Source organism: Agarivorans sp. 2_MG-2023 (assembly GCF_030548085.1).
Lineage (GTDB): Bacteria > Pseudomonadota > Gammaproteobacteria > Enterobacterales > Celerinatantimonadaceae > Agarivorans.
This window is the reverse complement of sequence record NZ_JAUORQ010000008.1, coordinates 123,450-137,595: the sequence shown is the minus strand read 5'-3', so window position 1 is coordinate 137,595 and position 14,146 is coordinate 123,450. Positions and strand designations below refer to the sequence as shown.

Below are 14,146 nucleotides of genomic sequence, written 5' to 3'. Positions count from 1 at the left end.
ATCCAGCTAACATTAATTTTTGGCAAATACTCATGACAACTCGGGTTATCTATCCTGGCACCTTTGATCCTGTAACCAATGGCCATAGTGATTTAATAAAGCGCGCCGCAAAAATGTTCGACAAAGTGATTGTGGCAGTGGCAGCCAGCCCTAGCAAACAACCACTGTTTAGTTTAGAAGAACGGGTTGCGCTGCTGGAACAAACCGTAACCAAAGCAAATAATGTTGAAGTGATTGGTTTTACTGGCTTATTGGTTGATTTAGCCAAAAAACAAGATGCGAACGTATTGCTGCGTGGCTTGCGTACCGGCTCAGATTTTGAGTATGAAATGCAACTAGCGGATATGAACCGCCAGTTAGACCCAAACCTAGAAAGCGTATTTTTAACCCCAGGCGAAGGGGTTTCGTTTATTTCATCGAGCTTGATTAAAGAAGTAGCTAAACACGGTGGCGATATTGAACGCTTTGTATCACCACAAGTTGCTCAAGCTGTCAGCGCTAAACTTGCTGCGAGTTAACGCTGGCAATGCGGACAATAAAAGGTATTACGCTGACCAATGCGTAGTGCCTTAATTAACTCTCCACAACTATCACAAGCCTCGCCCTCACGGCCATACACCGCCAATGTCTGCTTAAAATAACCGGGCTTACCGTCAGCGTTGGTAAAATCTTTTAAACTCGTCCCACCTTGCTCAATCGCCTCGGCTAATACTTGCTTAATGTTGTCGGTGAGCAGCTCTAAACGCACTTTACTGACTTTGTTGGCAGCGCGTTTTGGATGAATACCGGTTCTAAACAATGCTTCGTTGGCGTAGATATTCCCTACCCCCACCACCACTTTGTTATCCATAATAAACTGCTTAACCGCTACGCTACGTTTAGCCGCGTGCGCAGCCAAATGCTCAAAAGTAAATTCATCGGTTAAAGGCTCTGGCCCTAAATTAACCAACAAATTATGCTGCTCGATAGGCAACTGGCTAAACAATACACAGCCAAAGCGGCGAGGGTCGTTCAAACGAAGCGCTTTACCACTGGCCAATACAATATCAACATGATCGTGCTTTTCAGCGGCCAAGCCGCTATCTACAATGCGCAAGCTACCAGACATACCAAGGTGAATAATAATGTGGCCAGCTTCAGTTTCAATCAGCAAGTATTTAGCGCGGCGTGTTACCGCCAATACTTTCAAGCCTACACAGCACTGGATAAGCTCAGGCACCGGCCAACGCAATTTAGCTTGGCGCACAATGATCTCACTAATCACTTGCTGCTCGATATGCGGGGCAATGCCGCGTCGGCTGGTTTCAACCTCGGGTAACTCAGGCATGTTTATAAACTCGTAGTAGGAAAAAGGGCGTGGTAGCTGGCTTCGTCAAGGCTCAATAGTTGGCCTTGCCAATTAGTCAGCCAACGTTGCTGGCCTAACTCAAATAAGGTTAACTCGATAGGAGCAGCCGAATTGGCAAGGTAAATATGTACGCCTTGGCTACTCGCGGCGCCACCTAAGGCGTTTTGCCATGGCTCTAGGGTGATATGTAACCAAGCATCTATCACCGCGATAGAGCGCTCTGTAGGCGGCTCACTACGCCATTGGGTGCCCACTCGCTCAATCACCAACCCAGGTAGCTCTATGCGAAGTATGGTCGCGCCTTGAGGCAATAGCTGGCCAGCAAGTTGCTGTTCAGACTCCGATTGCTGATTGTTTAACTCTACGTACTTAAAAATCAAAATCATTGAGGCAACAGCAAATATTATGATGTTGTTCCAGCCACGGCGGCTCATTTTCATCGCACATCTCCCTTTCTCACTTCATCATAAGCGCGAAGTAATTGCTGAGTAAAGGGCAAGCAAGCCTGCAAAGCACTAAAAAAAGGCCAAAAAAAAAGCCCAGCCTAAGCTGAGCTTTTTTACATCAAAGCCAAAATCTATTTGATTTTGCCTTCTTTGTACATAACGTGCTGACGAACAACAGGATCAAATTTTTTGATTTCCATTTTCTCAGGCATGTTACGTTTGTTCTTATCAGTGGTGTAGAAGTGACCAGTGCCAGCTGATGAGTTCAAACGAATTTTCTCGCGAATACCTTTAGCCATTATTTAGCTCCTTATACCTTCTCACCACGACCACGCATCTCAGCTAAAATAGCGTCGATACCTTTCTTGTCGATGATGCGCATACCTTTAGTAGATACGCGTAATTTAACAAAACGCTTCTCAGTCTCTACCCAAAAACGGTGAGATTGTAGATTAGGCAAAAAACGACGACGAGTGCGGTTTTTTGCGTGCGATACGTTGTTACCAACAGCTGGTTTTTTACCAGTAACTTGGCATACTCTAGACATGTCAGTCTTCTCCAAATATGTACTTCTGCTCGAGCATCTGTTCATGCCCCGTTAGGCCGTCGCCCGGGACGACAGAAAGGCCGCATTTTATACAGGAAATAGAACCCTAGATCAACTAAAAATTGAACAAAGATCAGATCCAACCGCGCTCGGCGAAAGACACAGTCTCTCCACAGCCGACCACTACATGGTCTAAAACTCGAACATCGATTAGCTCTAAAGCCTTGATTAATTTAGTAGTTATTTGCTTATCGGCCAAACTTGGTTCGGCCACACCCGAGGGATGATTATGGGCAAATATTACTGCAGCGGCATTTTTTTCTAATACCCGCTGTACCACCACCCGTGGATAAACACTGGCGGCATCAATCGTTCCGAAAAATAGCGGCGCGAATTGTAACACCCGATGCTGATTATCCAAAAGCAATATCGCAAATACTTCACGTTGATGGTGAGATAATTCCATAGAAAGGTAGTTTTTTGCCGATTCAGCAGTATTCAGCACACTATTCTCACTGATCTCGGCCAACAAATACCGCCGACTCATTTCTATGCTGGCATGCAGTTGTGCATATTTTGCACTCCCCATACCGCGTTCAGCACAAAACTGCTGTTGATCAGCTGCTAATACTTTTCTTAAGGAGCCAAATTGAGTGAGTAAATGCTGTGCCAAACTCACTGCATCTAATCCCACACACCCTACGCGCAAAAAAATAGCCAGTAATTCAGCATCACTTAAACTCTCTGCACCTTGGTTTAATAGCTTTTCTCTAGGACGTTGTTCGGCGGGCCAATCACTTATTGCCATAAAATAGTAATAACAGATGAATCAGTAAAAATAAGCGTAGTCGAAACTACCACCTTGTGTATGCGGAGATCTTAAGTTTTGTGATAGGCTTGCCGATATCAAACGGTGATTAATATTTCGGTATCAGCATGTTAACGGGAAAGAAGATCCTGCTCGCCATAACCGGCGGTATTGCAGCGTATAAAATGCCAGAGCTTGTGCGTCGCTTAAAAGAGCAGGGCGCAGAAGTAAAAGTGGTAATGACTCACCACGCCACCAGCTTTATTACCCCGTTAACCTTACAAGCGGTATCTGGCGAACCGGTGGGGCAAGAAGTGGTAGACCCCGCTCAAGAAGCCTCAATGGGTCATATTGCTTATGCCAAATGGCCAGATTTAGTATTGATGGCGCCCGCCACGGCAAATAGCATTGCCAAATTTAGCCATGGTTTAGCCGACGATTTAGTCAGTACATTGCTCCTCGCTACAGATGCCCCGATTGTGATTGCTCCAGCAATGAATCAGCAGATGTATCAAGCGATGGCGACTCAAGCCAATTTAAGCCTTCTCAAGCAACGCGGCGTGCCCATTTGGGGCCCTGCTCAAGGCGAGCAAGCCTGTGGTGATGTAGGCCCTGGGAGAATGCTAGAGCCAGCTCAGCTGTTGGCGAACGTACAAGCCATGTTTGCTCCAAAAGCACCTCAAGTGCTAAACGGTGTCAATGTAATGATTACCGCTGGCCCAACTCGCGAAGCCATTGACCCAGTACGTTACATTAGCAATCACAGCTCGGGTAAAATGGGCTTTGCTTTAGCCGAAGCCGCCAAACAACTCGGTGCCAGTGTAACCTTGGTATCTGGTCCAGTTAATCTTACTACGCCAAAGGGCGTAGAAAAAGTGGCAGTTAATACCGCTCAGCAAATGTTAGATGCATCGCTAGAACGCATTGAGCAATGTGACATTTTCATCGCCTGTGCCGCCGTCGCCGACTACCGCGTTGCCGACGTGGCCGAACAGAAAATTAAGAAAACCGATGAAAGCGACGAGATGCAATTACGTTTGGTGAAAAACCCAGATATTGTGGCCACCATTGCAAGTTTAGCCAAAAAGCCTTTCACGGTAGGTTTTGCGGCAGAAACCCAAGATGTTAGCCACTATGCACAAGATAAAATGGCGCGAAAGAATTTAGATATGATCGCCGCCAATGACGTATCAAAACCTGAACAAGGTTTTAATAGTGAACAAAATGCCCTAACGGTATTTTGGCCAACCGGCCATCAGCAATTAGACCTCGCTGATAAATCGGCACTGGCACAACAATTACTGGCACTGGTTGCCAAGCAGTACGCTGCACAATAATCAAAATAAAAAAATGACCCAAATAGCACTAAAAATACTAGACCAAAGAATTGGCACTACCTTTCCAATGCCAGAATATGCAACGCCAGGCTCGGCCGGCATGGACTTGCGCGCCTGCCTAGACCAAGCCGTAACATTAGCCCCCGGTCAAACCGAGCTAATACCTACCGGCCTTGCGATTCATATTGCAGACCCTACGCTTGCAGCCACCATTTTACCGCGTTCTGGCCTTGGCCATAAACACGGCATTGTACTGGGTAACCTCGTCGGACTTATCGACTCAGACTACCAAGGGCAATTAATGGTGTCTTGCTGGAACCGCGGACAAAGCACTTTCACTATCGAACCCGGCGAACGCATCGCCCAGTTAGTTTTTGTACCAGTGGTACAAGCTAGCTTCGAAATAGTAGAAGACTTTACCGCCAGCCAGCGCGGCGAAGGTGGCTTTGGCCATTCGGGCACCCAATAAACGGTTATCAAGTAGTACGCTAATAGACTAATAAAAAGGATTACAATAAAAATGGCGGGAAAACCAAAAAGCAATCGCCGCGAACAAATTCTGCAGGCGCTTGCGCGCATGTTAGAAACCAGCCACGGACAACGCATCACCACAGCCAGTTTGGCTAAAGAAGTCGGTGTATCGGAAGCCGCGCTATATCGCCACTTTCCAAGCAAAGCACGCATGTTTGAAGGGCTAATAGAGTTTATAGAAGAAACCTTGTTATCACGCATTAATCTGATTCAAGAAGAGCAAAAAGACACGCTTAACCGTTGTCAGCACATTCTTATGTTGTTACTCGGTTTTGCCGAGCGTAACCCAGGCTTAAGCCGTATTTTAACTGGCGACGCCCTGCAAGGTGAGCACGAACGTTTACGCGCTCGTGTGAGTGTTTTATTTGAAAAAATAGAAGTGCAGCTAAAGCAAGTATTACGCGAACGCCGCCTACGCGAAGGCCAAGGTTTCTTGATTGAAGAAAACAGCCTAGCCACCTTATTGCTGGCTTATACCGAAGGCCGAATTAGCCAGTATGTTCGCAGTGAATTTAAACTTGAGCCCACCGCACAATTTGATACTCACTGGGGCTTTTTGAAGCAACAGTTAATTCAAGGTTAAACCCGCGTTCAAAACATTGCGCCCATGCATCTCATGCTGGGCGTACTTTGTGCTTTCTGTAAAAAAATTAGACACTTGTTTGTAATCAAAAAGCTGCTAAATTTGTAGCAACTTTTAACACTAATAGGTCTAAAAACATGGACGTACTAAATCATGGCACAAGCTGGTTGGAAAACAACCAAGACTTGCTAATGCAATACGCAATTAATATTGCTGCCGCTATTGTTGTTCTGTTTGTTGGTATGATCGTAGCGCGCGTAATGGCGTCTAGCGTAGAAAAACTAATGAACGCCCGCAACCTCGACTCAACCATTAGCCATTTTGTTGGCTCAATGGTGAAATACGTGATTGTTGCTTTTGTTATCATTGCAGCGCTATCGCGCATTGGTATTCAAACCGCTTCTTTTGTTGCCATTATTGGTGCCGCTGGTTTAGCCGTTGGTCTGGCACTACAAGGTTCACTGTCTAACTTTGCTGCCGGCGTGCTAATTATTGGTTTCCGCCCATTCAAAGCCGGTGACTACGTAGAAATTGCCGGTACTTCTGGTTCTGTTGCTTCAGTGCAAATTTTTACTACGGTATTAAAAACGCCAGATAATAAGCAAGTTGTAGTACCAAACGGTTCTGTATTAGGTGGCAATATTGTTAATTACTCTACTCACCCAACTCGCCGTGTAGATTTGGTTGTTGGTGTTAGCTATAACGCCGATTTGGCTAAAACCAAAGCCATTTTGCGTGAAGTATGTGAAGCAGATTCTCGAGTACTTAAAGATCCAGACATCACCATTGGTGTATCTGAATTGGCTGATAGCTCAGTAAACTTAGTGGTTCGCCCATGGGTAAACAGTGCTGATTACTGGGGTGTGTACTTTGATTTAAATGAAAACATCAAAGTAGCATTAGACAATGCAGGTATCGAGATTCCGTTCCCACAAATGGATATACATTTGGAAAAAGTAGCCAGCTAAGCGGCACTCTTCTCCAAATAAAAAGCACGGCCTAGGCTGTGCTTTTTTGTTACTACATTGTGCCGCTAAATATCGTCTAAGCGATGAGTAGCATGCACCATTTGCTGCTGGCGTTTTTCTTGGTGCTCAATCAAGTTAGCTAAAAACTGCCGCGCGCCCAGCATAGTGAGCTCGTCTTTAGCTAAACGTAACAAGCTTAAAGACTGTTCACTTAACTCTAGCGCCAGCGCACTCACATCATCACTGCTCATATTGGCGGGCTTGCTTAGCTTTGCAACCTTGTCTAACACATCTTGCTCTACGCGAATATCTGTCCAGGTGTCTAGTAATTCTGGTTTCGCTTGGCTAATAAACTCTTGTAAATGAGCGGCGTTTTCTCGCTCCTGATGCTGCAAATAATTGAGCAGCATACGTACTCGCTCAGAATCAGCATTAAGCTCTAATCGTCGATACATGGCTTGCATCGCCTCACGGCAACTTACAAAATGTTCGAGCAATAAATTAAGTTGATTAAATCGCATCTTCCGCTCTCTAGTTAAGCCCTGATACTTACTATAGTAGAGCCACAAAACACTTTCGTTTTGCTTAAGGCAAGTTGGCTTGATTTACATCAAACAGATGAAGCGCCAAACCCTATTGTTGCGAGCCAGAACAAATTTTATACAGCACTTAATTAGTAAGCGGCGATGGAATAAATTTGCTAAGTTACTCTTTAAACCACTGATATTAGGTTAACAAGATGAAAAGGCTCATAGAATGGAGCGACAAAAACAACTTCTATTTTCTTACTATTGCGCTTGTTGGCTATATTTTTTTGGCGGCTTGTCTTGACCAATTTTGGCAAGGCGATGGTTTTAAGTTTCTGCAAATTGCCATGGTATTAGTGCTAGCAGCAGGAGTGTGGCAAGCCAAAGGAAAACGACTTTGGTATGTAACTGGTTTAGGATTTTTACTCACCAGTACTACCTTGGCCTTTTTTAGCTATTGGTTTGAGGCTGAAGGCTTAGTGAGCTTGTATCTAAGCATCGTATTCTGCTTTTTAGTGATGACAACGTGGACAGCCTTAAAGCAAGTGCTGTTTACCGGCAATATCGACAGCAATAAAATCGTTGGGGCTATCTGTATCTTTTTACTGATAGGCCTAGGCTGGGCGCACTTGTATACCATACTTAATTTTTGGTTTAACGATGCCTTTAATGGCGTGCCCACCGAGCACTGGAGCACCCAAATGACTGACTTCATTTACTTCAGCTTTGTTACACTAACCACCCTAGGATATGGCGAAATCACTCCTAATACGCCCATTAGTCGATTTTTCACTTACAGCGAAGCGATCTTTGGTCAATTCTATATGGCTATACTGGTAGCGAGTTTAGTGGGAGCGCGTATGGCAAGCAGAGAAAACGAGCACTCATAAGCACTTCAAAGCTGTTTAAGCTTGCGCCGAACAGCTTTAAAGCTCGCACTCGCGGCATGACTACTTTTGCTTGGTGGCCAACATCATCGCCACTACGCGTAACGACAGTGCCGCTAACATGAGTATGCTTGGCCCATTAACACCCTGCGTTTTTAATAGCATAGTGTTGTTTTGAATCACCACTGCGTTACTAGTTGTCGTGGTTTTAGCGGCAGTTTTCGCCAAGCTATCTAAGGAGCTAAGTAGTTTGTCGTAAGAACTGACTTCACCGGCCAGCATATCCATTAACTCATACGCTTTTTTGTCTTTAAAAGGCGACTTAATCGATTCATCCTTAAGCTGTTTACCTATCTTTTTCATCGCACTATTAACCGCGTCTTCTAAGCCATTCATATTGGCAACTTTACTGTTAGTTGATTGCCTAGCGCTAAAACGATGCTGTGGCGCTGCTGCTTTTTCTTGAGCTTTACCAATATTAAGCGCATTGCTCTTTGAGCTTTTAATTGTTTTGCTTAAGTGGGCAAGCTTATCAGCAGCCGTTTTTACTTTTTGCTCCCACTGAGAGTCGGTGCTGCGGTTTTTAATGGCAGTTAAGGCGTTTGAAACGAGCAGAGATATTTGAGTTTTTGTGGCATTGAGTTCAACAGACATGAGACTTCCTTAGTTCTCTGAATTACATGCAATTTCCGAAAATACAGGGTTATTAACCCTAAGCCTCGCTACTCTATCTATTAAAAACAAAAGCATCAATATAACGGGTGATAATTACCGCATTTTGGCCAAAAAAAAGGCGGCTTTAAAAGCCGCCTTGGTGTTAGATATTATAAATACTACGCAATACCGTATTGCTCTCGGTAAGCGCTTACCGCAGCCAGTGCGGTTTGATTATCGCCTTGCTCTTCTAAGTAAGTGATTAAATCAGCCAACTTAACAATAGAGATCACCGTCGCGCTGTAGTCGCGCTCTACTTCTTGAATCGCCGACAACTCACCTTTACCTTTCTCTTGACGATCTAAGGCAATGAGCACACCGGCTAATTCAGCGTTATGGGCATTAATAATGTCCATTGATTCGCGAATCGCCGTACCGGCAGTAATAACGTCATCAACCAGCATTACTTTGCCAGCTAACTCAGAGCCTACCAAGCTACCGCCTTCGCCGTGAGTTTTCGCTTCTTTGCGGTTAAAGCAGTAAGGCACATCTTTACCATGGTGCTCATCTAAAGCAACAACGGTGGTGGTGGCAATAGGAATACCTTTGTACGCTGGGCCAAATACCAAGTCATAATCAATATTTGAATCTTGCAGTGCCGCTGCGTAAAACTTGCCTAAGCGATTTAAATCACGGCCAGTATTAAACAAACCCGCATTAAAAAAGTAAGGGCTAGTGCGGCCAGACTTTAAGGTAAATTCGCCAAACTTTAATACGCCTTTGGCTAAAGCAAATTCAATAAACTCACGTTGATAAGCTTTCATCTTCTTCTCTCAATTACTTAGATAGGGCTTCGCGCTGGGCAGTATTGATTTGGCTAATACCTTCTTTGGCAAAGGCTAGCATCTCGAGCAGCTCTTCATGGCTAAAGGGTGCGCCTTCGGCAGTACCTTGTACTTCAATCATGTTGCCGTCTTCACACATCACAACATTCATATCGGTTTCAGCTACGCTATCTTCGGTGTACTCAAGGTCACAAACGACCTCACCACCCACCACGCCTACCGATACCGCAGCAATAAGCTGCTTGAGCGGGCTTACTTTTAATTTCTTCTGCTCAATCATCCACCAAATGGCATCTTGCAAGGCAACACATGCACCAGTAATAGCCGCTGTACGTGTACCGCCATCCGCTTGAATCACGTCACAATCTACTACAATGGTGTATTCACCCAAGGCTTCTAAATCAACCGCAGCACGTAGCGAGCGACCAATTAAGCGTTGGATTTCTTGGGTACGGCCACTTTGCTTACCGCGCGCTGCTTCACGGCCCATGCGGCTGTGAGTAGAACGCGGCAACATGCCATATTCAGCGGTAATCCAGCCTTGGCCCTTTCCTTTTAAGAAACGTGGTACACCATCATCTACCGAGGCATTACATAGCACTTTGGTATCGCCAAATTCGACCAAAACCGAACCCTCGGCATGTGCCGTGTAGTTTCGAGTAATAGTAATTGGACGCATTTGTTCAACAGCTCTTCCGTTCGGACGCATGGTAATAACCCTGTAATTTAAAATTCGCGGCTATTATATAGGCTTTTGTCGCACTTGGTCACGCCTAGACTGACTAAGCGCCTATTAGCCGCTATAATCGAGCAAATTTATCAAAGGCTATCAATTATGATTCACAGCATGACAGGCTACGCACGCCACCAAATTAAAGGCGATTGGGGCAGTGCCACATGGGAAATTCGCAGCGTAAACCAACGCTACCTTGAAACCTACTGGCGCATGCCAGAACAGTTTCGCGCCCTAGAGCCGGTATTGCGTGACAAAATTCGAAAAGCCCTACAGCGCGGTAAAGTAGAATGTAACCTGCGTTTTGAAGCAGACCAAGCCAACCGCGGCGAGCTGCAACTCAACCAGGCGCTAGCCGAGCAACTGATTAAAAATGCCGAATGGGTACAGCAGCAAGCAGGTGGGCAAATAAATCCAGCAGACATATTGCGCTGGCCAGGCGTAATGGAAACCCCAGAGCAAGACGCCGACGCCATTAGCAAAGAGTTATTAGCCGGCTGGCAAGAAGCCCTAACGGCATTCATCGAAAGCCGCGCCAGCGAAGGGGCAAACACTGCCACCATGATTACCACTCGCCTCGATAAAATTACCGAGCAAGTGGCTTTTGTGCGCGAACAAATGCCCGCAGTAATGCAATGGCAACGAGATCGCCTAAGCAATCGTCTAGCCGAAGTAAAAGACGAGTTAGAGCCGCAGCGCATTGAATTAGAAATGATAATGGTGGCGCAAAAGATAGATGTAGCCGAAGAACTGGACCGCCTAGATTCACACGTAAGCGAAACGCAAAAAATCATCAAAAAAGGCGGCGCCTGTGGCCGACGCCTAGACTTTATGATGCAAGAGTTTAACCGCGAAGCGAATACTTTAGCGTCTAAATCGATCAATTCAGAAATCACTCAAGCTGCTGTAGAGCTTAAGGTTTTAATTGAGCAGATGAGAGAGCAGATCCAGAACTTAGAATAATTACACTTTCCCCCCAGACAAGAGCCTCTTCAATTAAGAGGCTTCAAATACTTCTGCACACATCGCTAGGCTTTTTCAGCTAAACGTCGATTAATCCTTGCTCTATAGCCTAGAATCATTACAGTGTGCGTCCGTTCGATGCTTTAGACTGTTTTCTAGGATTATTATGAAAAAGACTTACCCACTTACTCACCCAAAACTTAACTTAGCGCGCATTATTGAAGCCGCTAAATACGATGCTAAAAAATACATTCGTCGCGAAAAGAACAAAACCTTGCCTGCCGGTGCTGACTTTTGGGCTTTTGATTGTAAGTACGGTCCTACTCGAGAAGAAGCAGAAGAAATTCATGTTTCACAAATTAACGCGTCTATGGATAAAGCGGAGCAACAACAGCTGCCGTCTTTCTACTTAGAGATTATGGCAAAGCCTGCAAACCGCCCAGAACGACCGGTTTCTGAAGAAGCAATGGACGAAGAAGGCGCTGAGTTAGACGATATTATTGCTAACGCAGAGCAAGAGATAAGCAAAGACGCTGAGTAATACCGTTTACCTTTGTCTTTAGAAAACAGTTAAGGCCAATCAGTTATTCCTGCTAACGATTGGCCTTTACTCAATCTGCTACACCGCACCAACTATGCCCCCTCAAACCTAAGCCCCTAAGTTATTGATGATTAGCTGAGTTTATAAACAGCCTGTACAGTTGCCGCCTGTTCGTTTGGTTTTTTATAAGATTAAGATGTACTTAAAAACAACCCTAAGCAGCCTACCGCGATGTTTATTGCTGCTTACCCTTTACTTCCCGGCACTCGCCTTTGCTGATGGAAATCAATCCATAGAGTCATTCAGCAGCGCCAAGCGTTTGTTACTGCAGCAGGTGTATATAGAGCCCGCGATGCGCAGCACCCTGTATTGCCAAGCCTCATTTGATGAGAAGAAGAATGTTCGCTTAAATGCTGGCTTCTCTACCAGTAAATACCTTAATCGACTGGCTCGCTATGAAACCGAGCATGTCGTGCCTGCAGAAAACTTTGGCCGTAGTTTTAGTGAGTGGCGAGAGGGGCATTCAAGCTGTGTAAACTCCAAAGGTAAACCTTATAAAGGCCGCCGTTGCGCAGAAAAAGCCAACAGCGAATACCGCTTAATGCAGGCCGACATGTACAACCTTTATCCTGCCATTGGTGCGGTAAATGCGGCGCGTTCTAACTATAACTTCACCATGTTAAGCGATAGCGCATCTAGCTTCGGCAGTTGTGATATGCGCATTGAGAGCCGTAAAGCACAACCACCAGAGATTGCTCGCGGGCCAATTGCTCGCAGTTATTTATATATGGATGTGACTTATAAGCGTTTTAGTATGAGCAGTAGTCAACGCAAATTAATGCATGCTTGGGATAAACAATACCCGGTTACACAGCATGAATGCCTAAGAGCAGAGCGCATCGAAAAAGTTCAGCAAAACCGCAATGCGATTTTACATGAGCGCTGTTTAGCCATGAAATAACATAAGCTTAAGTACGATAGATTAGACTGAATACTCTATTCCGCTCACCAAATGTGGTTATTTATACGTTATGAGCTGTAAAGCCCTTTAAAAAACATAGGATTAATTGATAATAACAGAGGATAAATAGTCACTCTTACTCTCTTCAATTGGTATATGAATTTACAGCAACGAGATGTTTACTACCCGCTACTCTTCCTAGTCTCTTTGGTATTAGTCCTTTGGCAATACTTTGGTATGGAACATCAGCTGAACTTCAACCTACATGAAGATTCTCCCATTTCGCTCTCACATCAGCTAGCAGATGGTCGCGTGGGAAAAGGCTTATTGCTGAAACAGCAGAACAAAGCCACCTTGTTTTGTAGTACGCCCGCCGCAGACAGCGCCCAAGCCTGCGCTATGCAACTCCATCTGCAAAATGGTAAGCAACAAGGTATTGATTTAAGCGCTTATCAAAGCATCGCTATAAACTTATCTTATCAAGGTAACGCACCCGATAACCTGTTGCTGCAACTGTATAACCCACAGCAAAAAAAGCCTGAATATTTGCATCTCTACCAACAAAGCCTATTACCCCAACAAGGGCGCGGTACTTATAGTTTTGACCTAGACCAGCTTTATATCCCCTCTTGGTGGCAGTATGCTCAGCGAGACAAACCAAGCAGTGATGAAAACCAATGGGTAACACATTTAACCTTACTTACCGGTGATAACCAGCAGGCTAAGAATATTGAACTATCACTACATTCTGTAGAGCTTGAAGGTAAATGGCTACAAGCTAAAGACCTTTATATAGCATTACTGGTGGTGTGGCTGATTAGCATTACTCAGGCGTTTTTTAGCGTATCGCGCGGTGTAAAAGCCCAAAACAAGCAATCTGATAAACATGCACTAGAGCTAAATAAAGTGAATAGCTTTTTAAGCATTGAGCGCGACAACTACGAGTTTATGGCCAAAACCGATCCACTCACCAGTTGCTTTAACCGCGCCGGGCTCAGCAGTATCTTCAGCGATATTGTGATCGAATATGTAGATATAGGTATGCCCGCTAGCATTGTGTTATTCGATATCGACCACTTTAAGCGAGTGAATGACCAATACGGCCACGATGAAGGCGACAAAGTACTGGTAAACATTGCTAACCTAATTCGCCAGCAAATTCGCGAGGGCGACTATTTAGCTCGCTGGGGCGGTGAAGAGTTTCTTGTAGTATGTACTCACACTCGGTTAAAAGGCGCATGTGCCTTAGCCGAGCATTTGCGTAAAAGTGTAGAAGGGACCGTGCTCAGTGAAAAAGCCCGCATCACCAGCTCGTTTGGCGTAGCAGAGATTAACTCCGGTTTTATTGAACAATGGATTAAACGCGCCGACAAAGCATTGTATGAAGCGAAAGAAACCGGCCGAAATAAGGTTGTTGCAGCTAAGTAGTTAAGGAAGAGAAAACCTGCTGATTACTCAGCAGGCTTT

At 45.1% G+C, this 14,146-nt stretch carries 19 protein-coding genes; 10 read left to right on the top strand and 9 right to left on the bottom strand.

The window, feature by feature from the left end; genetic code table 11:
- Positions 1–32 precede the first annotated feature (32 nt).
- Positions 33–518, top strand: a complete 486-nt coding sequence (gene coaD, locus Q4549_RS13670; protein WP_137674400.1) for a pantetheine-phosphate adenylyltransferase — start codon at positions 33–35, stop codon at positions 516–518.
- Here coaD and mutM read toward each other — a convergent pair.
- The 5 genes from mutM to radC form a co-directional block, all read right to left on the bottom strand.
- A complete protein-coding gene (mutM, locus tag Q4549_RS13665) occupies positions 515–1,327 on the bottom strand; it encodes a bifunctional DNA-formamidopyrimidine glycosylase/DNA-(apurinic or apyrimidinic site) lyase (RefSeq protein ID WP_303552633.1) in 813 nt (270 codons plus the stop codon). The genes coaD and mutM overlap by 4 nt on opposite strands.
- A 2-nt stretch (positions 1,328–1,329) precedes the next feature.
- Positions 1,330–1,788: a hypothetical protein gene (locus tag Q4549_RS13660; protein ID WP_303552635.1), complete on the bottom strand. Its 459-nt coding sequence runs from the start codon at positions 1,786–1,788 to the stop codon at positions 1,330–1,332.
- A gap of 137 nt (positions 1,789–1,925) precedes the next feature.
- Positions 1,926–2,081 (bottom strand): 50S ribosomal protein L33, encoded by a 156-nt coding sequence (gene rpmG / locus Q4549_RS13655; protein WP_343212515.1) that lies wholly within the window; start codon positions 2,079–2,081, stop codon positions 1,926–1,928.
- A gap of 23 nt (positions 2,082–2,104) precedes the next feature.
- A complete protein-coding gene (rpmB, locus tag Q4549_RS13650; RefSeq protein WP_137675396.1) occupies positions 2,105–2,341 on the bottom strand; it encodes a 50S ribosomal protein L28 in 237 nt (78 codons plus the stop codon).
- A gap of 133 nt (positions 2,342–2,474) precedes the next feature.
- Entirely contained in the window at positions 2,475–3,149 is a 675-nt protein-coding gene (gene radC, locus Q4549_RS13645) for a DNA repair protein RadC (RefSeq protein WP_137675395.1), read from the bottom strand.
- A 128-nt stretch (positions 3,150–3,277) separates the two neighbouring features.
- Between radC and coaBC the strand changes: the two genes are divergently transcribed.
- The 4 genes from coaBC (at position 3,278) to mscS (ending at position 6,568) form a co-directional block, all read left to right on the top strand.
- The gene (gene coaBC, locus Q4549_RS13640) at positions 3,278–4,486 is read left to right on the top strand and encodes a bifunctional phosphopantothenoylcysteine decarboxylase/phosphopantothenate--cysteine ligase CoaBC (RefSeq protein WP_303552636.1); all 1,209 of its coding nucleotides are present in this window, start codon (positions 3,278–3,280) and stop codon (positions 4,484–4,486) included.
- Positions 4,487–4,499: 13 nt separating this feature from the next.
- The gene (dut, locus tag Q4549_RS13635; protein WP_137675393.1) at positions 4,500–4,955 is read left to right on the top strand and encodes a dUTP diphosphatase; all 456 of its coding nucleotides are present in this window, start codon (positions 4,500–4,502) and stop codon (positions 4,953–4,955) included.
- A gap of 51 nt (positions 4,956–5,006) precedes the next feature.
- Positions 5,007–5,600 carry a nucleoid occlusion factor SlmA gene (gene slmA / locus Q4549_RS13630; RefSeq protein WP_303552639.1) on the top strand — a complete coding sequence of 198 codons (594 nt, stop codon included), beginning with the start codon at positions 5,007–5,009 and terminating at the stop codon, positions 5,598–5,600.
- A 137-nt stretch (positions 5,601–5,737) separates the two neighbouring features.
- Complete coding sequence (mscS, locus tag Q4549_RS13625) at positions 5,738–6,568, top strand: small-conductance mechanosensitive channel MscS (protein WP_303552641.1); 831 nt, start codon at positions 5,738–5,740, stop codon at positions 6,566–6,568.
- A 65-nt stretch (positions 6,569–6,633) separates the two neighbouring features.
- Here mscS and Q4549_RS13620 read toward each other — a convergent pair whose 3' ends face one another.
- On the bottom strand, positions 6,634–7,089 hold the full coding sequence (locus Q4549_RS13620) for a hypothetical protein (RefSeq protein ID WP_303513323.1): 456 nt from the start codon (positions 7,087–7,089) through the stop codon (positions 6,634–6,636).
- Between the two features lie 218 nt (positions 7,090–7,307).
- Here Q4549_RS13620 and Q4549_RS13615 point away from each other — a divergent pair, with 218 nt between their 5' ends.
- Positions 7,308–7,985, top strand: a complete 678-nt coding sequence (locus tag Q4549_RS13615) for a potassium channel family protein (protein ID WP_303552642.1) — start codon at positions 7,308–7,310, stop codon at positions 7,983–7,985.
- Between the two features lie 60 nt (positions 7,986–8,045).
- On the opposite strand, the gene Q4549_RS13610 is transcribed toward Q4549_RS13615, so the two are convergent.
- The 3 genes from Q4549_RS13610 to rph all read right to left on the bottom strand — a co-directional run bounded on the left by Q4549_RS13610 (position 8,046) and on the right by rph (position 10,190).
- On the bottom strand, positions 8,046–8,636 hold the full coding sequence (locus Q4549_RS13610) for a hypothetical protein (protein ID WP_303552644.1): 591 nt from the start codon (positions 8,634–8,636) through the stop codon (positions 8,046–8,048).
- Between the two features lie 179 nt (positions 8,637–8,815).
- The gene (gene pyrE / locus Q4549_RS13605) at positions 8,816–9,460 is read right to left on the bottom strand and encodes an orotate phosphoribosyltransferase (protein ID WP_163130325.1); all 645 of its coding nucleotides are present in this window, start codon (positions 9,458–9,460) and stop codon (positions 8,816–8,818) included.
- Positions 9,461–9,473: 13 nt separating this feature from the next.
- Complete coding sequence (gene rph / locus Q4549_RS13600) at positions 9,474–10,190, bottom strand: ribonuclease PH (RefSeq protein ID WP_303513315.1); 717 nt, start codon at positions 10,188–10,190, stop codon at positions 9,474–9,476.
- A gap of 126 nt (positions 10,191–10,316) precedes the next feature.
- On the opposite strand from rph, the gene Q4549_RS13595 reads away from it, so the two are divergent.
- The 4 genes from Q4549_RS13595 to Q4549_RS13580 all read left to right on the top strand — a co-directional run bounded on the left by Q4549_RS13595 (position 10,317) and on the right by Q4549_RS13580 (position 14,107).
- Positions 10,317–11,177 (top strand): YicC/YloC family endoribonuclease, encoded by an 861-nt coding sequence (locus tag Q4549_RS13595; RefSeq protein ID WP_303552650.1) that lies wholly within the window; start codon positions 10,317–10,319, stop codon positions 11,175–11,177.
- A gap of 166 nt (positions 11,178–11,343) precedes the next feature.
- On the top strand, positions 11,344–11,718 hold the full coding sequence (locus tag Q4549_RS13590; protein ID WP_303552652.1) for a DUF6172 family protein: 375 nt from the start codon (positions 11,344–11,346) through the stop codon (positions 11,716–11,718).
- Positions 11,719–11,914: 196 nt separating this feature from the next.
- Positions 11,915–12,679: an endonuclease gene (locus Q4549_RS13585; protein ID WP_303552654.1), complete on the top strand. Its 765-nt coding sequence runs from the start codon at positions 11,915–11,917 to the stop codon at positions 12,677–12,679.
- A 156-nt stretch (positions 12,680–12,835) separates the two neighbouring features.
- A complete protein-coding gene (locus tag Q4549_RS13580; protein WP_303552655.1) occupies positions 12,836–14,107 on the top strand; it encodes a GGDEF domain-containing protein in 1,272 nt (423 codons plus the stop codon).
- Positions 14,108–14,146: the final 39 nt, after the last annotated feature.

Coding starts and splice junctions, on each gene's coding strand:
- dut (WP_137675393.1), top strand. CDS start 4,500: ATGACCCAAATAGCACTAAAAATACTAGACCAAAGAATTGGCACTACC.
- Q4549_RS13595 (WP_303552650.1), top strand. CDS start 10,317: ATGATTCACAGCATGACAGGCTACGCACGCCACCAAATTAAAGGCGAT.
- Q4549_RS13660 (WP_303552635.1), bottom strand. CDS start 1,788: ATGAAAATGAGCCGCCGTGGCTGGAACAACATCATAATATTTGCTGTT.
- Q4549_RS13615 (WP_303552642.1), top strand. CDS start 7,308: ATGAAAAGGCTCATAGAATGGAGCGACAAAAACAACTTCTATTTTCTT.
- mscS (WP_303552641.1), top strand. CDS start 5,738: ATGGACGTACTAAATCATGGCACAAGCTGGTTGGAAAACAACCAAGAC.
- Q4549_RS13610 (WP_303552644.1), bottom strand. CDS start 8,636: ATGTCTGTTGAACTCAATGCCACAAAAACTCAAATATCTCTGCTCGTT.
- coaBC (WP_303552636.1), top strand. CDS start 3,278: ATGTTAACGGGAAAGAAGATCCTGCTCGCCATAACCGGCGGTATTGCA.
- slmA (WP_303552639.1), top strand. CDS start 5,007: ATGGCGGGAAAACCAAAAAGCAATCGCCGCGAACAAATTCTGCAGGCG.
- Q4549_RS13580 (WP_303552655.1), top strand. CDS start 12,836: ATGAATTTACAGCAACGAGATGTTTACTACCCGCTACTCTTCCTAGTC.
- rpmB (WP_137675396.1), bottom strand. CDS start 2,341: ATGTCTAGAGTATGCCAAGTTACTGGTAAAAAACCAGCTGTTGGTAAC.
- Q4549_RS13620 (WP_303513323.1), bottom strand. CDS start 7,089: ATGCGATTTAATCAACTTAATTTATTGCTCGAACATTTTGTAAGTTGC.
- coaD (WP_137674400.1), top strand. CDS start 33: ATGACAACTCGGGTTATCTATCCTGGCACCTTTGATCCTGTAACCAAT.
- Q4549_RS13590 (WP_303552652.1), top strand. CDS start 11,344: ATGAAAAAGACTTACCCACTTACTCACCCAAAACTTAACTTAGCGCGC.
- mutM (WP_303552633.1), bottom strand. CDS start 1,327: ATGCCTGAGTTACCCGAGGTTGAAACCAGCCGACGCGGCATTGCCCCG.
- pyrE (WP_163130325.1), bottom strand. CDS start 9,460: ATGAAAGCTTATCAACGTGAGTTTATTGAATTTGCTTTAGCCAAAGGC.
- rph (WP_303513315.1), bottom strand. CDS start 10,190: ATGCGTCCGAACGGAAGAGCTGTTGAACAAATGCGTCCAATTACTATT.
- radC (WP_137675395.1), bottom strand. CDS start 3,149: ATGGCAATAAGTGATTGGCCCGCCGAACAACGTCCTAGAGAAAAGCTA.
- Q4549_RS13585 (WP_303552654.1), top strand. CDS start 11,915: ATGTACTTAAAAACAACCCTAAGCAGCCTACCGCGATGTTTATTGCTG.